General features: G+C 60.8%; 17 protein-coding genes. 12 read left to right on the top strand and 5 right to left on the bottom strand.

Features of this window, described 5'->3' with window-relative positions; translation table 11 throughout:
- Positions 1-45: 45 nt before the first annotated feature.
- From AC1M2H_RS24360 to iolB, 3 genes are read left to right on the top strand one after another with little or no spacing between them, the layout of a single operon-like run.
- Positions 46-228, top strand: coding sequence for a hypothetical protein (locus AC1M2H_RS24360; RefSeq protein ID WP_480149400.1), 183 nt, complete (start codon positions 46-48; stop codon positions 226-228).
- Positions 229-277: 49 nt separating this feature from the next.
- Complete coding sequence (locus AC1M2H_RS24355) at positions 278-1,783, top strand: CoA-acylating methylmalonate-semialdehyde dehydrogenase (protein WP_480149399.1); 1,506 nt, start codon at positions 278-280, stop codon at positions 1,781-1,783.
- A gap of 18 nt (positions 1,784-1,801) precedes the next feature.
- Positions 1,802-2,611, top strand: a complete 810-nt coding sequence (iolB, locus tag AC1M2H_RS24350) for a 5-deoxy-glucuronate isomerase (protein WP_480149398.1) — start codon at positions 1,802-1,804, stop codon at positions 2,609-2,611.
- Positions 2,612-2,733: 122 nt separating this feature from the next.
- Here the strand turns inward: iolB and AC1M2H_RS24345 are convergent, their stop codons facing one another.
- A complete protein-coding gene (locus AC1M2H_RS24345) occupies positions 2,734-3,582 on the bottom strand; it encodes a MurR/RpiR family transcriptional regulator (RefSeq protein ID WP_426813300.1) in 849 nt (282 codons plus the stop codon).
- Positions 3,583-3,730: 148 nt separating this feature from the next.
- Entirely contained in the window at positions 3,731-5,644 is a 1,914-nt protein-coding gene (locus AC1M2H_RS24340; protein ID WP_480149397.1) for a bifunctional 5-dehydro-2-deoxygluconokinase/5-dehydro-2-deoxyphosphogluconate aldolase, read from the bottom strand.
- A 525-nt stretch (positions 5,645-6,169) separates the two neighbouring features.
- Here AC1M2H_RS24340 and iolD point away from each other — a divergent pair.
- The 9 genes from iolD (at position 6,170) to AC1M2H_RS24295 (ending at position 19,201) form a co-directional block, all read left to right on the top strand.
- The gene (gene iolD, locus AC1M2H_RS24335; RefSeq protein WP_480149396.1) at positions 6,170-8,110 is read left to right on the top strand and encodes a 3D-(3,5/4)-trihydroxycyclohexane-1,2-dione acylhydrolase (decyclizing); all 1,941 of its coding nucleotides are present in this window, start codon (positions 6,170-6,172) and stop codon (positions 8,108-8,110) included.
- A gap of 48 nt (positions 8,111-8,158) precedes the next feature.
- Complete coding sequence (gene iolG, locus AC1M2H_RS24330) at positions 8,159-9,172, top strand: bifunctional inositol 2-dehydrogenase/D-chiro-inositol 1-dehydrogenase (protein WP_237374926.1); 1,014 nt, start codon at positions 8,159-8,161, stop codon at positions 9,170-9,172.
- 42 nt (positions 9,173-9,214) lie between these two features.
- Entirely contained in the window at positions 9,215-10,099 is an 885-nt protein-coding gene (locus AC1M2H_RS24325; protein WP_480149395.1) for a sugar phosphate isomerase/epimerase family protein, read from the top strand.
- A 23-nt stretch (positions 10,100-10,122) separates the two neighbouring features.
- On the top strand, positions 10,123-11,022 hold the full coding sequence (gene iolE, locus AC1M2H_RS24320; RefSeq protein WP_480149394.1) for a myo-inosose-2 dehydratase: 900 nt from the start codon (positions 10,123-10,125) through the stop codon (positions 11,020-11,022).
- Positions 11,023-11,172: 150 nt separating this feature from the next.
- A complete protein-coding gene (locus AC1M2H_RS24315; RefSeq protein WP_480149393.1) occupies positions 11,173-12,666 on the top strand; it encodes a sugar porter family MFS transporter in 1,494 nt (497 codons plus the stop codon).
- A gap of 277 nt (positions 12,667-12,943) precedes the next feature.
- On the top strand, positions 12,944-13,852 hold the full coding sequence (locus AC1M2H_RS24310) for a dihydrodipicolinate synthase family protein (protein ID WP_480149392.1): 909 nt from the start codon (positions 12,944-12,946) through the stop codon (positions 13,850-13,852).
- 14 nt (positions 13,853-13,866) lie between these two features.
- Entirely contained in the window at positions 13,867-15,834 is a 1,968-nt protein-coding gene (locus AC1M2H_RS24305; protein WP_480149391.1) for a YjhG/YagF family D-xylonate dehydratase, read from the top strand.
- A gap of 358 nt (positions 15,835-16,192) precedes the next feature.
- The gene (locus AC1M2H_RS24300; RefSeq protein ID WP_480149390.1) at positions 16,193-17,569 is read left to right on the top strand and encodes a glycoside-pentoside-hexuronide (GPH):cation symporter; all 1,377 of its coding nucleotides are present in this window, start codon (positions 16,193-16,195) and stop codon (positions 17,567-17,569) included.
- A gap of 12 nt (positions 17,570-17,581) precedes the next feature.
- The gene (locus AC1M2H_RS24295; protein ID WP_480149389.1) at positions 17,582-19,201 is read left to right on the top strand and encodes a glycoside hydrolase family 43 protein; all 1,620 of its coding nucleotides are present in this window, start codon (positions 17,582-17,584) and stop codon (positions 19,199-19,201) included.
- Between the two features lie 3 nt (positions 19,202-19,204).
- Here AC1M2H_RS24295 and AC1M2H_RS24290 read toward each other — a convergent pair whose 3' ends face one another.
- The 3 genes from AC1M2H_RS24290 to AC1M2H_RS24280 all read right to left on the bottom strand — a co-directional run bounded on the left by AC1M2H_RS24290 (position 19,205) and on the right by AC1M2H_RS24280 (position 22,476).
- Complete coding sequence (locus AC1M2H_RS24290; RefSeq protein ID WP_480149388.1) at positions 19,205-19,963, bottom strand: IclR family transcriptional regulator; 759 nt, start codon at positions 19,961-19,963, stop codon at positions 19,205-19,207.
- 120 nt (positions 19,964-20,083) lie between these two features.
- Positions 20,084-21,388, bottom strand: coding sequence for an ABC transporter substrate-binding protein (locus AC1M2H_RS24285; protein WP_480149387.1), 1,305 nt, complete (start codon positions 21,386-21,388; stop codon positions 20,084-20,086).
- Positions 21,389-21,390: 2 nt separating this feature from the next.
- Positions 21,391-22,476: an ABC transporter ATP-binding protein gene (locus AC1M2H_RS24280; protein WP_480149386.1), complete on the bottom strand. Its 1,086-nt coding sequence runs from the start codon at positions 22,474-22,476 to the stop codon at positions 21,391-21,393.
- Positions 22,477-22,478: the final 2 nt, after the last annotated feature.

Here is a 22,478-nt window from a genome sequence, read left to right as displayed (position 1 = left end):
AATGAGTGAAATGGCGATTTTTTGAGCCGACTCGCAAAATAGCGTGTGACAAAGAGCCTGGGCGTTCCGGGGAAAAACGCCACGGCGTCTGTTTTCTGGCGATCGCGCTTTCTTGCCGGAACAGAAGCGTTATTGCTGAAAATTGCGACCATCATCACCAAAATAGAATTTCATTTTATATCTATGTTGAAATATAAATTTCATTTTACTACGGTTATAGCACAGTAAAATCGGAGATGGGCCGCAGCGTTGGCCTTCCACACCATGAGGCGAGAACATGACGATCACAGGAAACTTTATTGGCGGGCAGACCGTGACCAGCAGCAGCAATGAAACGATGCCGGTGTTTGACCCGGCGACGGGAAAAGTGGTGCGCGAAGTCACCCTCTCCACCGCGCAGGAGGTCTCTGACGCCATTCAGGTCGCGCGCGACGCCTTTGACAGCTGGTCGCGTACCACGCCGCTGCGCCGCGCCCGGGTGCTGTTTAACTTTAAAATGCTGCTGGAGCAACATGCCGAAGAGCTGGCGGGGATCATCGTTAGCGAGCACGGTAAGGTGTGGTCGGATGCGCTGGGCGAGCTGATCCGCGGCCTGGAAGTGGTCGAGTTCGCCTGCGGGATCCCGCACCTGATTAAAGGCGAGTATTCGTCCGACGTCGGTACCGGCGTGGACAGCTATTCCCTGATGCAGCCGCTGGGCGTGGTGGCGGGGATTACGCCGTTTAACTTCCCGGCGATGGTGCCGATGTGGATGTTCCCGCTCGCGCTGGCCTGCGGCAACAGCTTTGTCCTCAAGCCGCCGGCGCTGGCGCCTACCGCCGCGGTGCGCCTCGCTGAGCTGCTAAAAGAAGCGGGCCTGCCGGATGGAGTCTTTAACGTGATTCACTGCAGCAACGAAGACGCCGGGCAGCTCTACACCGATCCGCGCATTGCGGCGGTCAGCTTCGTGGGCTCCTCCGGCGTGGCGGAGCACATCTACAAAACCGCCAGCGCCCACGGCAAGCGGGTGCAGGCGTTCGGCGCGGCGAAAAACCATGCGATCGTCATGCCGGATGCGGACCTCGATGCCACGGTGAACGCGATTATGGGCGGCGCCTTTGGCTCGGCGGGCGAACGCTGCATGGCGCTGCCGGTGGTGGTCGCCGTTGGCGATGCCACGGCGGACAAGCTGATTGCCCGTCTGCAGCCGCTGGTGCAGGCGCTGAAGGTCGGCCCCGGCTGCATGCGCGGCAGCGAAGAGAACGAAATGGGCCCGGTGGTTTCCGACAGCCATCAGAAAAAAGTGCTGGGCTATATTGATAAGGGCGTCAGCGAAGGCGCGAAGCTGGTCGTCGACGGCCGCAAGCCGCACGTGGCGGGTTATGACGAAGGCTACTACGTTGGCGGGACCCTGTTTGATAACGTGACGCCGGAGATGACCATCTGGCGGGAAGAGATTTTCGGGCCGGTGCTGGGAATTGTGCGCGTCGCCGACTATCACAGCGCGCTGGAGCTGGTGAACAGCCACGAGTTTGGCAACGGTAGCGCCGTCTTTACCAGCAGCGGCCACACCGCGCGTGAATTCGTCCATGACGTGCAGGCCGGGATGGTCGGAGTCAACGTGCCGGTGCCGGTACCGATGGCGTTCCACAGCTTTGGCGGCTGGAAACGCTCCGTCTTCGGCGCCCTGAACGTACACGGGCCGGACGGCGTGCGTTTCTACACGCGCATGAAAACCGCCACCGTCCGCTGGCCGGAAGGGCAGCAAACCGTATCTGAATTCAGCATGCCGACTTTAGGCTAATCGGCGAAGGAGAGCGCCATGTCGTTACTGGCTAAATCGCAAAAAGAGGGGCAGATCCAGCATATTACGCCGCAAAGCGCCGGCTGGCGCTATATCGGCTTTGACGTCTGGATGCTGAAAAAGGGACAAAGCGTGACGCTGGAAAGCGGCGAGCGCGAGCTGTGCCTGGTGCTGGTCGCCGGGCTGGCCTCGGTCAAAACGACGAAGGCCGATTTCCCGGACCTCGGGCAGCGAATGTCGCCGTTTGAGCGCACGCCGCCGTGGTCGGTCTACGTGCCGCCGCAGGATAAAGTTGAGGTTACCGCTGATTCCGATCTCGAGCTGGCGGTATGCAGCGCGCCGGGTAAGGGGCGCTTCCCGGCGCGGGTGATTCGCCCGCAGGAGGTTGGCGTTGAGCATCGCGGGAAAGGGCGCAACCAGCGCCGGGTGCACAATATTCTGCCGGATAGCGCGCAGGCTGACTGCCTGCTGGTGGTCGAGGTCTACACCGATGAGGGGGCCACCAGCTCGTGGCCGTCGCATAAGCACGATACCGCGCTGCCGGGCCGGGAGACCCAGCTGGAAGAGACCTACTATCACCGCTTCGACCCGCCGCAGGGCTTTGCCTTCCAGCGCGTCTATACCGACGATCGCAGCCTGGACGCCTGCATGGCGCCCTACAACCACGACGTGGTGATGGTGCCGCGCGGCTATCATCCGGTGGCGGCGATCGCCGGCTACGACAGCTACTATCTGAACGTGATGGCCGGGCCGGATCGTCGGTGGCTGTTTAGCTGGGAAGAGGATCACGCGTGGATCAATAGCCCCGATTACCCTCGCCACGACTGATACGTTATGAACGTTACGCAGGGCCGGTTAGATTTGCTAACCGGCCTTTTTTGTTGGCGGAGATTTTCCTGTCGCGCTGCCTGAGCGGGCTTTATGGGGCGTGCGCCGCATCTGGCCTGGCGCTATTGCGCCTGCGGCTCTTTGCTGCTGTTCAGCGCCAGCGAAACCGCCAGCGTCTGGGCGAGGCATAGCGAAGCAACCTGCGAGCGGAAGCCGTCAACCTGGGCCTCGCGCACCACGAAGCAGACGTCGCTGAATGCCGCGAGCGGGCTGACCTGGCTGTCGGTGATGGCAATCTGCCGCGCCTTGCGCTGGGCGCCGAGCTCAACCAGCTCAACCACTTCGCGGGCGTAAGGCGAGAAGCTGACCGCCACTACCACGTCTTTCGGGCCAACCAGGCTCAGCTGCTCGGTAAACATGCCGCCAAGCCCGTCAATCAGGAAGGCCTTGCGGTCGAGATGGCGCAGGGCGTAGGTCAGATAGGAGGCGACGCTAAACGAGCGGCGCAGGCCGATGACGTAGATATTCTCCGCTTCCGCCAGCAGGGCCACGGCGCGCTCAAGATCGTCGCCCGAGGTCTGCATCGCAAGCTGCTGCAGCGCCTGGGTGTTGACCATGGTAAACATATTGAGAATTTCGGTCGGGGTTTCCGGCGGCGAGCTCTCATCGCTGGTGGTCTGGCGAAACAGGCGCGCGCGCTCGGTATAGTTGGCGGTCTCTTCCATCAGATGCTGTCTGAACATCTGCTTCATTTCGTTAAAGCCGCTGAAGCCAAAAGCGTTCGCGAAACGAATCAGGGTTGATGGCGGAACGTCGGCCTGCTGGGCGATAGACGCGACGGTATCGAAAGCCACGCTATTGCTGTTATCCAGAATATAGCGCGCCACCTGTTTTAAGCGTTTGCTTAACGTATCGTAGCGGCGCCTGATCTCATCCTGCAGGATGGTAAGTTGGGTTGGATTATTGGCCATAAATTGCGCTCTGATGAAATGAAAGAAATATAACTTCCAGTGTACCAAATGAAGCGAATTTTTCATTTTTTGCGATGAAATACGCGATTCATTTCACGAAGAAATCAGAAAGCCCGCACCGGAGGGGGACGGTGCGGGCCGGGCAGGATTAGTCGCGGGCCTCGCGCCAGTAGCCGATAAGCGCCAGGTAGTTGCGTTTCACCTCATCGATCAGCCCCTCGTCGCTAAGCTCGCCCTGCATCCAGCGGCGTGAAGGCTGACCAAAGATGGTGCGGCCGACGGCAAAGCCTTTGATGATAGGGTGATTCGCGGCTTCGGCGAATCCGGCGCGCAGGCGGTCGGGGGACGCGTCGAGGCCAAGGATCAGGATCCCGCGGCACAGGCTATCTTCGCGTTCGATCAGCGCGGCGATCTGCTCCCAGTTCGCGCTGGAGAGCGGCGGCAGCTTCCACCAGTCGGGCTGGATACCGAGCTGGTAAAAATGTTCCAGCATGGCGTAATAGTGGCGCTCGTCCTTATCCGGGCCGCTCTCCGGCAGGATCACTTCCAGCAGCAGCTCGTGCCCGGACTTATTGCAGGCCTGCCAGACCTCCAGCAGCAGCGCGTCCTGCTCGGCGCGCAGCGCCGCCGGGTCGGCCGGATGATAGAAGACCAGGCACTTAACCACCTGCTCCAGCGGCCAGTCGATCAGCTGAGAACCGATATTGCCGTGTTCGAGACGCAGCGGGCGCGAACCCGGCAGCTCGATGGGCCGCCCGATCCACCAGCCTTTGCCGGTAATGGCGTTCAGCGCGCGCTGGCCGTAGGTGCCATCGGCGAGGATACCGCTGCGCCGATCGAGCCCAGCCTCCTGCGCCGCCGCTTCGGCAGCGGCCAGTAGCAGCAGCTTGAGCTGAGGAATGCAGGCCGTATCGCGGCCGGTTTCCCGCACCAGCTCCGCCAGCTGCTTGCGGTGGTCAAAGGCGAAAATGCACAGCTCGGGCCACTGCTGGCGGCGGCTGGTCACCCGGTGCAGATGGTTCAGCCGCGCGTCGAGATCCGGACGCGGCACCGATTCCGCGCGCAGCAGATAGTCATCCAGCTCAATCCTGGTCGGCATCGCCGGCGCGCAGCCGTGGCGTGAGACCACCAGCGCCCCGCAGGCGTTAGCGTAGCGGCAGGCCTGCTCCCAGCCCTCGTCGTTCAGCCAGCCGCGCAGCAGGCCGGACATAAAGGCATCGCCGGCGCCCAGCACGTTGAGCACCTCCACCCGCACGCCCTGCTGTAGCGGCACGCTGTCCCAGCTGTCGGGGATCTCGCCTTCCAGCACCACGCAGCCCATCGGACCGCGCTTGCACACCAGGGTGGCTTGGGTGGCGTGGCGGACGTTTTTCAGCGCCGTCAGCGTATCGGTGCTGCCGCCGGCAATATGAAACTCTTCTTCTGTCCCGACCACTAAATCGAACAGATGTAGCACTTCCTGCAGCTGCCGGGTGACGGAACCGGAAGCAATGAAACGCGTTTCACCATCGCCGGGCGAGGTTAATCCCCACAGCACCGGGCGATAGTCGATATCCAGCGCCGTCCGCAGGCCGTGGCGCCGGGCGTACTCCAGCGCTTTCAGTACCGCCGCGCGGGTGTGGGCATGCGAAAGGTGCGTACCGGTGATCGCCAGCGCCCGGGAGGAGGCGATGTACTCTTCCTTAATATCTTCCGGCGTCAGCGCCATATCGGCGCAGTTGTCGCGGTAAAAAATCAGCGGGAAGGTTTCCTGATCTTTAATCCCCAGCATCACCAGCGCGGTGAGGCGCTGCGGGTCGGTGATCAGATATTCGGTATCGACCCCGGCGCGGTTTAGCGTTTCACGTAAAAAGCGGCCATTGTGCTCATCACCCACGCGGGCAAGCATCGCCGATTTTAAGCCCTGAATGGCGGTGCCAAAGGCCACGTTGCCGGAGGAGCCGCCCAGATATTTAGAGAAACTGGCGACGTCTTCCAGCCTTGCGCCAATCTGCTGGGCATAGAGGTCGACGGCCACCCGGCCAATACAGATGACGTCGAGCCGCTTTACTGCTGCATTCATAGCTAGGGTTTCCTTTTGCATGTCTGCTGTACGGAAGGGTCGATAGCGACGAGGTCTCCACAAACAGCCTGAGTGTGAACGATTCCCCTTAGTTTGAGAAATAAATATTTCATTTGCAAATTGGATCGAAATTAAAAAACCAAAAGTGTGAGGGATCTACCACTCTGCGGCGCCGGGCACCATTATACAAAGGATTGCCGGCGCCGGCTGCGTCCTGGTGAAAATCGGTGCATGATAAGCGCCTTTATACATGATTTTTAAAAGGATATCGGCATTCGCGTTGGCGCGGAATGCGAGGAGGATTGCGCGCCGATGTCGATGAAACGAATGAAATGCGCCGAGAGTTTGATCCTTCTCGCAAAATGAAATGTTTTTTCTGTATTTGTATTTAATGAAAAAAATGTTTGCCTATAATCCAACAGTATTGCAGTGGCCGTTAACGATTTCCCTCTCTACTCCCGGGATTGCCGCAGGGGCAAAAGCGCTAACCCACACACAAATACTGAATAATAAGGATTGTGCAACATGGGCAAACTGAGACTGACAATGGCGCAGGCGCTGGTGAAGTTCCTTGATAACCAGTATCTGGAAGTCGATGGCGAAGAGCATAAATTCGTTAAAGGCATTTTTGCCATCTTCGGCCACGGCAACGTGCTGGGGATGGGCCAGGCGCTGGAGCAGGACAGCGGCGAAATGCGGGTATTCCAGGGGCGTAACGAGCAGGGTATGGCGCACGCGGCGACCGGTTTTGCCAGGCAGTCTCTGCGCCGGCAGATCATCGCCTGCACCTCTTCCGTAGGGCCCGGCGCCGCCAACATGATTACCGCCGCGGCTACCGCCACCGCCAACCGTATTCCTCTCCTGCTGCTGCCCGGCGACGTGTTTGCTACCCGCCAGCCCGATCCCGTTCTGCAGCAGATTGAACAGAGCTATGACCTGAGCATCAGCACCAACGACGCGTTTCGCGCGGTGAGCAAATACTGGGACCGTATTACGCGCCCGGAGCAGCTGATGAGCGCCTGCATCAACGCGATGCGCGTCCTGACCGACCCGGCAGAGACCGGCGCCGTCACCCTCTGTCTGCCGCAGGATGTGCAGGGCGAAGCCTGGGATTATCCGCCCGCTTTCTTCGCCCGACGGGTGCACCGTCTCGACCGTCGTCCGGCCAGCGCCGCGCAGCTGGCGGATGCGCTGGCGGCGATTAAGGCCAGCCGCAAACCGCTGATTATCTGCGGCGGCGGGGTGAAATACGCCGGCGCCGGCGAAGCATTGTCCCGCTTCGCCGAACGCTACGGCATTCCCTTTGCGGAAACGCAGGCCGGGAAAGGCTCGGTGGTCTCTTCCCATCCGCTGAACGTCGGCGGAGTGGGGGAAACCGGCTGCCTCGCGGCCAACCTGCTGGCGAAAGAGGCCGACTTAGTGATTGGCGTCGGCACCCGCTTCAGCGATTTCACCACCTCCTCAAAATGGCTTTTCCAGCACCCCGACGTGCGCTTCCTCAACGTCAACGTCAGCAACTTTGACGCCTGGAAGCTCGACGGGATCCCGCTGCTGGCCGATGCCCGCGAAGCGCTTACCGCGCTGGACGGCGCGCTGGCGGGCGAGTCCTGGCAGGCGCAATGGGGAGCGCAGATCGACAGCGCCCAAAGCCGTCAGCTGAAAGAGACCCGGCGCGTCTATCAGGCGGTATGGCAGGAGGAGTCTTTCGTCCCGGAAATTGACGATCGTCTGGATCGCGATGCGGTGTACCGCGAATTCCGCCAGATCACCGATTCAACATTAACGCAGTGCAGCGTGCTGGGCGTGCTGAACGAAACGTTGGCCTCCGATGCGGTGATCGTCGCGGCGGCGGGCAGCCTGCCCGGCGATCTGCAGCGCGTCTGGCGCAACCGGGCGATCAACACCTATCACGTTGAGTACGGCTACTCCTGCATGGGCTATGAGGTGAACGCCGCGCTGGGCGTCAAACTGGCGCAGCCGGAAAGCGAGGTCTATTCGCTGGTGGGCGATGGCTCATTCATGATGCTGCACTCCGAGCTGGTCACCTCTTTGCAGGAGCGCGCCAAGATCAACGTCGTGCTGCTCGACAACATGGCCAACGGCTGTATCAACAACCTGCAGATTGGCCACGGTATGGGCAGTTTCGGCACCGAGTTCCGCTATCGTTCGGCGGAAAATGGCCAGTTACAGGGTGGGCTGGTGCCGGTCGATTTTGCGACCATCGCCGCGGGCTACGGCTGCAAAACCTGGCGCGTCACCACCCTTGATGAGCTGCGCCAGGCGCTGGACGCCGCGCGTCGTGAAACGGTCAGTACGCTGATTGATATTAAAGTTCTGCCGAAAACCATGGTGCACTCGTACGGCAGCTGGTGGAACGTCGGCGTGGCCCAGACGGCGCTCTCCGAACGGATCCGTAAAGTCGCAGAGCAGATTAATGAAAAACGCGCCGAGGCGCGGGACTACTAAAACAGAACACTTACCCTGAACCCTACAGAATCGCGGGAGAACACAATTATGTCACTCAGATTAGGCGTTATCGGCGCAGGCGCCATTGGTAAAGAGCATATTCGTCGCTGCACGCAGGTATTACAGGGGGCCACGGTGGTGGCCGTTTCGGACATTAACGCCGACAACGCGCGGGCGGCGGTTGCGCTGCCCGGCGTTCACGCCGAAGTCTACGCCGACGGTCACGACGTGATTAACGCCAGCGACGTTGACGCGATCCTCGTGACCTCATGGGACCCGACCCACGAAGAGTATACCCTCGCGGCGATTGCCGCCGGCAAGCCGGTATTCTGCGAAAAGCCGCTGGCGATGAGCGCCGAAGGCTGCCGCCGCATTGTCGATGCCGAAATAAAAGCCGGCCGTCGGCTGGTGCAGGTCGGCTTTATGCGCCCGTACGATGAAGGCTACCTGGCGCTGAAAAAAGTGATTGATGACGGCGACATCGGCGCGCCGCTGATGCTGAAGTGCGCGCACCGTAACCAGAGCGTTGGCGAGAACTACACCACCGATATGGCGATCACCAACACCCTGATCCACGAGCTGGACGTGCTGCGCTGGCTGCTTAACGACGACTATCGCTCGGTGCAGGTTCGCTTCCCGCGCGCCACCTCCCACACCCACGCCCGGCTGAGAGATCCGCAGATCGTCTCGTTTGAAACCAAAAAAGGCGCCCTGATCGACGTCGAGGTTTTCGTCAACTGCCAGTACGGCTACGACATCCAGTGTGAAGTGGTGGGGGAAACCGGGATTGCGCGCCTGCCGGAGCCGTCGGCGGTGCAGATGCGCAAAGCGGCCAACCTTTCAACCCCGATCCTCACCGACTGGAAAGACCGCTTTATCAAAGCCTACGACGTCGAGCTACAGGCCTTTATTAACGACGTGCAGGCCGGCAGGCTGCAGGGCCCGTCGGCGTGGGATGGCTATGCGGCCTCCGTCGCCGCCGACGCCTGCCTGCAGGCGCAGGAAAGCGCCGGGCCGGTAGCGGTCGCGCTGCCGGAATGCCCGGCGTTCTACCAGCGCTAAGCGGGACTTCGTCTCCGGAACCTCTGCAACCAGGACTCGACGATGAAAATTGCCTTTGATGTGGATGTGATTAAAGACCTCGGAATTAGCGCGATGGTGCATCAGGTGGCGGAGTGGGGCTACCGCTATATTGAGCAGTCGCCGCACCCGCAGATTAACCCGTTTTATAAGCACCCGCGCGCCGGGCGCGAAGTGATTGCCGAGTATAAGCAGGCGCTGCGCGACACCGGCGTTGAGCTCTCTTCACTCATCTGCGTCTATCGCTGGTCGGGTCCGGATGAAGCGCGTCGTCAGGCGGCGGTAAAAAACTGGAAGCGGCTGATCGAAGTTGCGGTAGAGATGGGCGTCCAGGTGATCAACACCGAGTTCTCCGGCGATCCCAACCAGCCGGAGATCTGCGAAGAGATGTTCTATCGCTCGATGGAAGAGCTGCTGCCGATCTTTGAACGCGAAGGCATTCGCGTCGAGATCCAGGCGCATCCGTGGGACTTCTGCGAAGAGAACAACGAAACCGTCGATATCGTGAAGTCGTTCCGCAGCGACAACGTGAAGTACGTGTACAGCGTGCCGCACACCTTCTTCTATGACAAAGGGAAAGGCGACGTGGAGAAGATGCTGCGCTACGCCGGCAGCGATCTCTCCCACGTGCTGATTGCCGATACCCGCAACCATACCAGGCACTGCCGTTACATCGTCAACCCGCCGGGCGTTGATGCCGCCGTGCACCAGCACGTGGGCGTCGGGGAAGGGGACGTTGATTTCAACGCGCTGTTCCGCACGCTGCGCGAGATGAAATTTGCCGAACGGACGTTCAAAGTCGGCGGCGAGCCGATTGTGGCCGCCTCCCTGTTCGGCTACCCGGAAAAGATGAAGTACCAGGCAGTGGAAACCCGTGAACTCATCGAACGTGAATTGCTGCGTCGTTAAGACGCGGCGGCAGGAGCAACCTAATGAACAAAGATAATATCAAACTCGCTATCGCCCCGATCGGCTGGACTAACGACGACATGCCGGAGCTGGGCGGCGAAAATACCTTCCAGCAGATCGTCAGCGAAATGGCGCTGGCGGGCTTTAGCGGCAGCGAAGTTGGCAGTAAATACCCCCGCGATCCGGCGGTGCTGCAGCCGATGCTGGCGATCCGCGGCATCCAGATCTGTAACGCCTGGTTTAGCACCTTTTTTGCCGACGGGCAGCGCGAAAAAATCATTGATGAATTCGTTAACCATATGAATTTCCTCCATGCGATGGGGGCGAAGGTGATCGGCTGCTCCGAGCAGAGCGGCAGCATCCAGGGGCTGGATAAGCCGATTCTGGCCGACGCCAAGCCCTGCTTTAGCGAAGAGCAGTGGCAGCGGGTTGCCGAGGGCTATAACACTCTGGGCCGTCTGGCCGCTGAAAAAGGGATGCAGGTTTGCCTGCACCATCACATGGGCACCGGCGTTCAAACGACGGCAGAGATCGATAAATTTATGTCGCTGGTGGATGACGGCGTCTTCCTGCTGTACGACACCGGCCATGCCTGGTACTCCGAAGGCGGCGAAGAGCCGATGCTGGCGATCCTCAAAAAATATCTGCCGCGGATCAACCATGTGCACCTGAAGGACGTGCGCCCGGCGGTGATTGAGCAGGTGCGTCGCGACGGGCTTTCTTTCCTCGACGGCGTGAAAAAGGGCACCTTTACCGTCCCCGGCGACGGCATAATCGATTTCCGTCCGGTATTTAAGCTGCTGGATGATTTTGGCTACAAGGGCTGGATGGTGGTGGAAGCCGAGCAGGATCCGGCGCTGGCCAACCCCTTTGAATATGCGCTGAAGGCGCGGAAATATATTCGCGAAACGGCAGGGATCTAATCGTTGTCTCCCCCTTCAGGCCATGCGGCAGCGTGGCCTGCTTTTTCCCGGCGCTGCGCGCTAATCAGATACACACGTCAGTGAGGCCATCGCCTCTGCATTCGGACCAGAGCGGATCTCCCCCAACAAGGCAGGTTACTGGAGTCTATTATGTCAAAGGAACAATATCTCACCCTCAACAGGGCCTCGGGGCCAAATAGCGATGCCCCGACCACGCCGTTTGTGAAAATCGTCGCGCTGATCGCAACGCTCGGCGGCCTGCTGTTCGGCTACGACACCGGCGTTATCTCCGGCGCATTGCTGTTTATGGGCAGTGAGCTGCATCTCACCCCTTTCACCACCGGCCTGGTGACCAGCTCACTGCTGTTTGGCGCCGCGTTCGGCGCGCTGCTTTCCGGTTATCTGGCCAGCGCGGCGGGTAGAAAGAAAATCATCCTCTGGCTGGCGGTTATCTTCGCCGTCGGCGCCATCGGTACCGCGCTGGCGCCCGACGTGAGCTGGATGATTTTCTTTCGCCTGGTGCTCGGCGTGGCGGTCGGCGGCGCGGCGGCGACCGTGCCGGTCTATATCGCCGAAATGGCGCCGGCGAATAAGCGCGGGCAGCTGGTGACGCTGCAGGAGCTGATGATTGTCTCGGGCCAGCTGCTGGCCTATATCTCGAACGCCGGATTCCACGCCGTGTGGGGCGGGGAGAGCACCTGGCGCTGGATGCTGGCGGTCGCCACGCTGCCCGCCGTGCTGCTGTGGTTCGGCATGATGTTTATGCCCGATTCACCGCGCTGGTACGCGATGAAGGGGCGCCTGGCGGAAGCGCGGCGGGTTCTGGAGCGCACCCGCCGCAAAGAGGACGTCGAGTGGGAGCTGATGGAGATCAGCGAGACTCTCGACGAGCAACGCAATCTCGGCAAGCCGCGGCTGCGCGAAATCATGACTCCGTGGCTGTTCAAGCTGTTTATGATTGGCATCGGTATTGCCGTTATTCAGCAGCTTACCGGCGTAAACACCATTATGTACTACGCGCCAACGGTGCTGACGTCGGTGGGGATGAGCGACAACGCCGCGCTGTTCGCCACCATCGCCAACGGAGTGGTGTCGGTATTGATGACCTTTGTCGGTATCTGGATACTGGGTAAAATTGGCCGCCGGACGATGACCATGATCGGCCAGTTTGGCTGTACCGCCTGCCTGGTGTTTATCGGCGCGGTGAGCTATTTGCTGCCGGAAACCGTCAACGGCCAGCCGGACGCGCTGCGGGCCTATATGGTACTGGCGGGCATGCTGCTGTTCCTGAGCTTCCAGCAGGGCGCGCTGTCGCCGGTGACCTGGCTGCTGCTGTCGGAGATTTTCCCCACCCGCCTGCGCGGGATCTTTATGGGCGGGGCGGTGTTCTCAATGTGGATCGCCAACTTCCTGATTTCACTCTTCTTCCCGATCTTGCTGTCGTGGATTGGCCTCTCCGGGACGTTCTTTATCTTCGCCGGAATCGGCGTATTTGGCGCGCTGTTCGTTATTAAATGCGTGCCGGAAACCCGCAACCGCAGCCTCGAGCAGATTGAGCACTATCTGCAGGACCGGCTTGATACCAGCGAAGAGCGCAAGGCCGCGCGTAAGGTCTGGGCCGAATCCCAGGCGGATAAGGTCTGAGTTAGCGTTACCCCGAAGTATCCCGCCAGGCGCCGTGCCGCCTGGGGGGAATTCGGGCCGGCACCATCCTGGTATTCTCCCCGCTTCCGCTGTGTTTACCGGGCCATGAATCAGCGCCGTTGCAGCATTTTGTGATCCAGCCTGAAAAATGGACACCTGCGTCCGCAACCCCCTTTCCCTTCCCTTTCCCGACAGCATAGTATAATCGTTAAATAAACGAACGCTGTTCTATAATGTAGAACAAACATAGCGAGCAATGCATCAGCAAGGAGATCTCATGCAGCAGACCGTGCAGTTCTCGGGGATTATTCCGCCTGTTTCCACCATCTTTACCGCCGACGGCCAGCTTGATAAGCAGGGCTTCGCGGCGCTTATCGACGACACGATAGCCGCGGGCGTTGACGGCCTGTTCTTCCTCGGCAGCGGCGGGGAGTTCTCGCAGCTCGGCGCCGAAGAGCGTAAAGCGGTTGCGGCGTTCGCTATCGGCCACGTCGATCGGCGGGTGCCGGTCCTGATTGGCACCGGCGGCACCAACGCGCGGGAGACCATCGAGCTCAGCCAGCATGCGCAGGCGGCGGGGGCTGACGGTATTGTGGTGATTAACCCCTACTACTGGAAAGTATCGGAACAGAACCTGATCCGTTACTACCAGCAGGTGGCGGACTGCGTCACGCTGCCGGTTATTCTCTATAACTTCCCGGCGCTCAGCGGCCAGGACCTGACGCCAGCGTTGGTCAAAACCCTGGCGGATTCACGCCGCAATATCGTCGGTATCAAGGACACTATCGACTCCGTTGCCCACCTGCGCAGCATGATCCTGACCGTAAAGTCGGCGCACCCGAACTTCTCGGTACTCTGCGGCTACGACGATCACCTGTTCAATACGCTGCTGCTGGGCGGTGACGGGGCGATCTCGGCCAGCGTTAACTTTGCGCCACAGCTGTCGGTTAAGCTGCTGCAGGCCTTCCGCGACGGCGACCTGGCGCAGGCGGCGGGCTATCATCAGACGCTGCTGCAAATCCCGCAGATCTACCAGCTCGATACGCCGTTCGTGAACGTGATTAAAGAGGCGACGGTCCTGTGCGGCCGGCCGCTGTCGACGCACGTGCTGCCGCCGGCCTCGCCGCTGGATGACGCAGGTAAGGCGCAGCTCAAAGCGCTGCTGCAACGGCTCAAGCTCTGCTGAAACGGAAAAAGACGATGACCATCGACAAGATTTTCACCCCGCAGGACGATGCATTCTATGCGGTCACCACCCACGCCGCTGGCCCTCAGGGCGCGCTGCCGCTGACGCCGCAAATGCTGATGGAGTCGCCGAGCGGCAACCTGTTCGGCATGACGCAAAACGCCGGTATGGGCTGGGACGCCAACAAGCTGACGGGAAAAGAGGTACTGATCGTCGGCACCCAGGGCGGGATTCGCGCCGGCGACGGCCGGCCAATCGCGCTGGGCTACCATACCGGGCACTGGGAGATTGGCCTGCAGATGCAGGCGGCGGCAAAGGAGATCACCCGCAACGGCGGCATTCCCTTTGCCGCCTTCGTCAGCGATCCGTGCGACGGACGCTCCCAGGGCACCCACGGGATGTTCGACTCCCTGCCGTACCGCAACGACGCGGCGATCGTGTTTCGCCGCCTGATCCGCTCTCTGCCAACCCGGCGGGCGGTGATCGGCGTCGCCACCTGCGACAAGGGGCTGCCGGCGACGATGATCGCCCTGGCGGCGATGCATAATCTGCCGACGATCCTCGTGCCCGGCGGAGCGACGCTGCCGCCAACCTTTGGCGAGGATGCCGGAAAGGTGCAGACCATCGGCGCGCGCTACGCCAACCATGAGCTGTCGCTGCAGGAAGCGGCGGAACTCGGCTGCCGCGCCTGCGCGTCGCCGGGCGGCGGCTGCCAGTTTTTAGGCACCGCCGGCACCTCGCAGGTGGTGGCGGAGGCGCTGGGCATGGCGCTGCCGCACTCGGCGCTGGCCCCCTCCGGGCAGGACGTGTGGCTGGAGATTTCGCGCCAGTCGGCAAGGGCGGTGAGCGAGCTGGATAACCGCGGGATTACCACCCGCGATATCCTGACCGATAAGGCCATCGAAAATGCGATGGTGATCCACGCCGCGTTTGGCGGTTCAACCAACCTGCTGCTGCATATTCCGGCGGTTGCCCATGCGGCGGGCTGCGCCATTCCCGACGTCGAGCACTGGACGCGCATTAACCGTAAGGTCCCGCGGCTGGTCAGCGTGTTGCCCAACGGCCCGGACTATCACCCGACGGTGCGCGCGTTCCTCGCCGGCGGCGTGCCGGAAGTGATGCTGCACCTGCGCGATCTCGGCCTGCTGCACCTCGATGCCATGACGGTCACGGGCCAGACGGTCGGGGAAAACCTCGACTGGTGGCAGGCCTCGGAGCGTCGGCAGAAGTTCCGCCAGTGCCTGCTGGAGCAGGACGGCGTCGATCCGGATGACGTGATCCTGCCGCCGGAGCGCGCCAGGGCGAAAGGGCTCACCTCGACGGTGGCCTTCCCGGTGGGTAACATCGCGCCGGAAGGATCGGTGATCAAAGCCACCGCCATTGACCCCTCGGTGGTGGACGACGACGGCGTTTACCGCCACACCGGCCGGGCGCGGGTATTTGTCTCGGAGGTGCGGGCGATCGGAGCCATTAAAAACGGCGAGATTGAGCGGGGCGATATTATGGTGGTGATCGGCGGCGGGCCGTCCGGCACCGGCATGGAGGAGACCTATCAGCTCACCTCGGCGCTGAAGCACGTGTCGTGGGGCAAAACGGTTTCGCTGATCACCGACGCCCGCTTCTCCGGCGTCTCGACCGGCGCCTGTTTTGGCCACGTGGCGCCCGAGGCGCTGGCGGGCGGGCCCATCGGCAGGCTGCGCGATAACGATATTATCGAGATCGTGGTTGATCGTCTTGCCCTGACCGGCAGCGTGAACTTTATCGGCGACGCGGAGGCGCGCCTGACGCCGGAGGAGGGTGCCCAGGTGCTGGCGGCGAGAGCGCCGCATCCGGATCTGCACCCCCACGATTTTTTACCGGACGATACTCGCCTCTGGGCCGCGCTGCAGTCGGTGAGTGGCGGGACCTGGAAAGGCTGTATTTATGATACCGATAAAATTATTGAGGTTATTAACGCTGGTAAAAAAGCCCTCGGCTTATAAATAATTAAGCGGTTAATTATAGCCTGCGGAAAATATTCCGCGGGCGAATTTTAGTTTCCTTAAAAAGGCTATTTTTTGACAATTTTATCATTCAATAAGTCATTAAAAATAAAAGCTAAAAATATTTTTCAGTTTCATCTTTATATCGACCGTAATCACAAAAACAAAAAAACATAATTCATAAATTAAAAATGGTCATTGTTGTAAAAACGAGCAGCTAATTACACTCCATTAACACGATAACGTGAATTAGGCACACGCATCACGGGTGTTTTCCTGACGACGCTGCGGGTATTTTTTTGCCCTCTTCAGGCCCCTGACGTTTGCATCATTCCACTCTCTGGGGTTGGGGATAAATATGCAATTAACCATGAAAGATAAAATTGGCTACGGGCTGGGCGACACCGCCTGCGGCTTTGTCTGGCAGGCGACGATGTTCCTGCTGGCCTATTTCTATACCGACGTCTTTGGGCTTTCCGCCGGGGTGATGGGCACGCTGTTCTTAATTTCGCGCGTGCTGGATGCCGTTACCGATCCGCTGATGGGGCTGCTGGTGGATCGCACCCGCACCCGCTACGGTCAGTTCCGCCCGTTCCTGCTATGGGGGGCGATCCCGTTTGGCCTCGTCTGCATGCTCACCTTCTACACGCCGGACTTCTCCGCGCAGGGTAAAATCATCTATGCCAGCATCACCTATATCCTGCTGACGCTGGTATACACCTTCGTCAACGTGCCCTACTGCGCGATGCCGGGGGTGATCACCGCCGATCCAAAAGAGCGCCACACGCTGCAGTCGTGGCGCTTTTTCCTCGCCGCCGGATCGCTGGCGATCAGCGGTATCGCGCTGCCGCTGGTGGGGATCATCGGTAAGGGCAACGAGCAGGTGGGCTACTTTGGCGCGATGTGCGTGCTGGGGCTGACCGGCGTGGCGCTGCTGTACGTCTGCTTCTTTACCACCAAAGAGCGCTACACCTTTGAGGTGCAGCCGGGCGCTTCGGTGATGAAAGATCTGCGGCTGCTGTTCGGCAATACCCAGTGGCGGATCATGTGCACCTTCAAAATGATGGCGACCTGTTCCAACGTGGTGCGCGGCGGGGCGACGCTCTACTTCGTCAAATACGTGATGGATCACCCGGAGATGGCGATGCAGTTTCTGCTGTACGGCAGCATCGCCACCATGTTCGGCTCGCTGGCCTCGTCGCGCCTGCTGGGGCGCTTCGATCGGGTGAAGGCCTTTAAAGGGATTATCGTCATCTATTCGCTGTTAAGCCTGCTGCTGTTCTTTATCCCTGCCGAGCATATTGGGCTGATTTTCGCGCTCAACATCGTTTTCCTGTTCATCTTTAACACCACCACGCCGCTGCAGTGGCTGATGGCCTCCGACGTGGTGGATTACGAAGAGAGCCGCAGCGGCCGCCGTCTCGATGGGCTGGTGTTCTCCACCTATCTGTTCAGCCTGAAGATTGGCCTGGCGATCGGCGGCGCGGTGGTGGGCTGGGTTCTCGCCTTTGTGAACTACTCCGCCAGCAGCAGCGTGCAGCCGGTGGAAGTGCTCACCACCATTAAAATCCTGTTCTGCGTGGTGCCGGTGGTGCTCTACGTCGGCATGTTCATCATGCTCTCGCTCTACAAGCTGAGTGATGAGCGCGTTGAGGCCATCAGCCAGCAGTTACGTAAGCATCGCGCGGCGCAGAGTGAAGACGTTCCCGGCGCCGCGGCCGCAGCATCTAATTAAAAGGGAGGCACTATGTACACGATTACTAACCCGATTTTGACCGGCTTCAACCCCGACCCGTCGCTGTGCCGACAGGGCGAGGATTACTACATCGCCACCTCCACCTTTGAGTGGTTTCCGGGGGTACGCATATACCACTCGCGGGATCTGAAAAACTGGTCGCTGGTCAGCACGCCGCTGGATCGCGTGTCGATGCTGGATATGAAAGGCAATCCTGACTCCGGCGGCATCTGGGCGCCGTGCCTGACCTACGCCGACGGCCTGTTCTGGCTGCTGTATACCGATGTCAAAATTGTCGACTCGCCGTGGAAAAACGGCCGCAACTATCTGGTAACTGCCCCTTCTGTCGAAGGCCCGTGGAGCGAGCCGATTGCGATGGGTAACGGCGGCTTTGACCCGTCGCTGTTTCACGATAGCGACGGCCGCAAATACTACATCTATCGCCCGTGGGGGCCGCGCCACCACAGCGATCCGCACTGTACCATCGTCCTGCAGGAGTATTTCCCGCAGACGCAAACCCTGGCGAAGACGCGCAAAACCCTGTTTACCGGCACCGACCTGCGCTATACCGAAGGGGCGCACCTGTACCACAAAGACGGCTGGTACTACCTGCTGGTGGCGGAGGGTGGTACCGGCTACGAGCACGCGGTGGTGGTGCTGCGGGCGAAAAATATCGACGGGCCCTACGAGCTCTCTCCGGAGGTGACGCTGATGAGCAGCTGGCACCTGCCGGAGAACCCGCTGCAGAAAAGCGGCCACGGTTCGCTGCTGGAGACGCATACCGGCGAGTGGTATATGGCCTACCTCGTCAGCCGCCCGCAGCGCCTGCCCGGCGTGCCGCTGCTGGCGTCCGGCGGGCGCGGCTACTGCTCGCTGGGGCGGGAAACCGGCATTACGCCCGTCGCCTGGCGCGACGGCTGGCCGGTCATCGAGGGCGGTAAGCACGCGGCGCAGACGGTACCGGGGCCGCAGATGGCGGAAAGCCAGGCGCCGGCAGAGCCAGCATGGTGCGACGAGTTCGACGGCGCGGCCCTCGACCCGGAGCTGCAAACCCTGCGCATTCCCTTTGATGAGACGCTCGGCTCCCTCAGCGCCCGGCCGGGCTATCTGCGCCTGTACGGCAACGATTCGCTTAACTCCACCTTTACCCAGTCCACGGTGGCGCGGCGCTGGCAGCACTTTGCCTTCCGCGCTGAAACGCGGATGGAGTTTGCGCCGGAGAACTTCCAGCAGAGCGCCGGTTTAACCTGCTATTACAACACTAAAAACTGGAGCTACTGTTTTGTCGACTTCGAAGAGGGATGGGGCCGAACGCTGAAGGTGCTGCAGCTCGACCACAACGTCCCTTCCTGGCCGCTGCACGACCAGCCGATCCCGGTGCCGGACGAGGCGCAGAGCGTGTGGTTGCGGGTGGACGTTGACCATCTGGTGTACCGCTATAGCTATTCGTTTGACGGCGAGAACTGGCACCGGGTGCCGATCGACTACGCGGCGTGGAAGCTGTCGGACGACTATATCGGCGGCCGCGGGTTCTTTACCGGGGCGTTCGTCGGCCTGCACTGCGAGGATATCAGCGGCGACGGCTGCTACGCTGATTTTGACTACTTCCGCTACCTGCCGGTAGCAGAGTAGCCATCAGGCCGGGTAGCCCAGCGCTTTTGACAGCTGGTGCCCGGCCTCTTCCAGCTGCAGCCGGAAGCGGGCGAGCTCGTCATCATCCACCCGCGAAGTGAGGGTGGAGAGGCTCAGCGCGGCAATCACCCGCGATTCATGATTCCACACCGGTACCGCCACGCAGCGCACGCCCTGTTCGTTCTCTTCGCTATCCAGCGCGTAGCCCTGGGCGCGGGTTTGCGCGAGTATTGCCAGCAGCGCCTCGCGGGAGGTGATGGTCGTGGGCGTGAAGGGCGTGTACTGATAGCCTTCGAGCAGGGTATTCAGCTCCGCGTCGCTCAGCCAGGCAATCAGCACCTTGCCGATGGCGGTGGCGTGCACCGGCAGGCGGCGGCCAATGCGCGAGTAGGCGATGGCGGCGAGCCGGCCTTCGATCTTTTCTATATAGACCCCTTCGCGGCCGTCGAGAATACCGAGATGGGTCGTCTGCCCGGTATGCCGGGATAGCTCCGTCAGCCAGCTTTTCGCTTTTTGACGGATATCCATTGAGCCCACCACAAAGTGGCCGCGCTCCACCAGCTTCATGCCGAGGCGGTATTTGCCGTTTTCCGGGTTCTGATCGATATAGCCGTGCAGCTGCAGGGTTTTGAGCAGCGAATGGAGCGTGCTTTTGCTCAGGCCCATTTGCTTGCTGATGTCGGTGATTTTGAGCTCCTTCGCCTGGTCGTTAAACAGATCGAGGATCGTCAAGGCACGTTCAACAGACTGAATAATAGGCATTATGTACGACCATTCGCGCGGGGAGAGGGTGAAAAAATACCTTTTTTACGCTGAAAAATCAAACGGCTGGGGTGAAAATGTCCCGTCGCCCCGCTCGGCGCGGGGCGACGAGGCGGGGGCTTACTTTATCTCTGCGAGGGCGGTTTTATCCACGTACGGCTTCATCAGCGCATCGGCCTCTTTCTGCGCGGCCTGGGCCGCCGCTTCCGGGGTGACTTTCGCATCGTTAACTACCGCCGCCAGCTGGTTTTCCATCGCCTTACGTACGGCGACGGTTTCCCAGGTGGAGTACCACGGATGGGCATATTGCAGCTGTTCCAGGGCGATGGCCGCGCGCGGGTCCTGCTGCAGATAGGCCTTCATTTCCGGCGTATCGTAGGCGGCTTTACGCGGGGAGAAGTAGCCGGTAAAGCGGCTCCACGCGCCGTTGACCTGCGGGCTGACGAGGTAAGTGAGGAACTGATACGCCGCTTTTTTCTGCTCGTCGGAAATGCCTTTAAAGCTCACCAGGCTGGCGCCGCCGATCGGCACCGCGCGCTGCTCTTTGGCCGGCAGCATCGCCACGCCGAGCTCGAAGTCTTTGCTGTTTTCGCGCATAAAGCCCAGCGCGCCGGTGCTCAGCATCGCCATCCCGACCTTGCCGGAGAAGAACGAGGCGCTGATCTGCTTCGAGTTCAATACGCCGGAGGGCATCACCTTGTCCTGATACACCAGGTTCTGCCAGAAGCGCAGGGCGCCGATGGTGGTCGGGGCGTTGTAATACACCTCGCCAGGATAGTCTTCGTTAAAGTATTTCCCGCCGTTGGCGCGCACCAGCGCCGAGAAGATCCAGCCGCCGTAGTCGTCGTTGGTGGACGGCAGCATAATGCCCCACTGGCCTTTGCTCGCGTCGGTCAGCTTTTTGGCATCCGCCAGCAGCTCGGCCCAGGTCTGCGGCGGCTGTTTGATCCCGGCCCGCTCGAACAGGGTTTTGTTGTAGTAGAGGATCGGCGTCGAGTTATGGAACGGAATGGCGTAGGTGGTGCCCATCACCTGGGCGTTCTTGTGCATCGCCGGCCAGAACTCTTTGACCAGGAAATCCCCGGCCTTCTGGTCGCCGTATTTAAACAGCTCGTCCATCGGCAGGATCTCATCCTTGAGCGCGAGGTCGGTGGTGAAGTTGGCGGACATAATCACCAGCGCCGGCGGCTGCCCGGCCTTCTGCGCCGACTCGGCTTTGATCTTGGTGGTGTCGTAGTTGCCGGTAAAGATCCCGCGCACCTCCACGTCCTGCTGCGAGTCGTTAAAGGCTTTGATGACGCGGGTCATCTCCATGGTCAGCTTGCCGTCTACCGGCGCCGGGAACATGAAATCGATCTTCTCTTGCGCCAGCGCCGCGCCGCTCAGCGCGAGCGAAAGCCCGACCGCTGTAAGAGTTTTAAGCATGGTCAATCTCCTGGAGTAAACGCCTGATGAGCGGGCGCTAAATTGTGCTGTTGCTCAGCATGAAAAAGATGAATATCCCCGGGCGAAAAGCCGAGGATCAGCGAATCGCCTTTCTCCGGCACCGCGCCGCGATGGCGGCGGCTAAAGCGCAGGGTGCCGATGGGGGTGCTGACGTGGAGCAGATAGTCGGCTCCCATCAGTTCTCGTTGCAGCACGGTGGCGGGCAGGCGCAGATGGCCCTCCTCCACATGATCGCTGATATGTTCCGGGCGAATGCCTACCCAGACGCGGGATTCGTCGCGATAGCGCGGCGGCAGCGGATGACTCAGCTCGCCGAGCCGTACCTCGCCGTCGGCGCAGGGCAGCGACAGCAGGTTCATCGCCGGGGAGCCGATAAACCCGGCGACGAACAGGTTGGCCGGGTGGGCGTAGAGGTGCTCCGGACGCCCGACCTGCTGCACGTGGCCGGCGTTCATCACCACGATGCGGTCCGCCATCGACATCGCCTCGGTCTGGTCGTGGGTGACGTACACGGTGCTGGTTTTCAACTGCTGGTGGAGGTCCATAATGCTGTCGCGCACCTCGCTGCGCAGACGGGCGTCGAGGTTGGAGAGTGGCTCATCCATCAGGAACAGCCGCGGATTGCGCACGATGGCGCGGGCCATCGCCACCCGCTGGCGCTGGCCGCCGGAGAGCTTCGCCGGTTTGCGATCCAGCAGGGCGTCGAGCTGCAGCATCTGCGCGACTTTATCGACCCGCGGCTGCCAGCTGGCCTTCTCCTCTTTGCGCACCTTCATGCCGAAGGTGATGTTGTCGCGCACCGACAGATGCGGGAACAGGGCGTAGTTCTGGAAGATCATCGCGAAATTGCGCTCGCGCGGCGACATATCGGTGATGTTCTGCTCATGCAGCCAGATTTCACCGTCGCTAACCCGATCGAGCCCGGCCAGCAGGCGCAGCAGGGTGCTTTTACCGCAGCCGGAGGGGCCGACCAGCACCACGAACTCGCCTTCGTGAATATCCAGCGACAGGGCGCTGAGGGCCGGCTTGCCGTCGAAGCTTTTGGTGATATTTTGCAGACTCAGCATCG

The sequence above is a fragment of the Klebsiella sp. F11 genome (assembly GCF_056712265.1).
The sequence above is the reverse complement of the archived record's forward strand: the minus strand, read 5'-3'. Positions and strand labels throughout refer to the sequence as shown.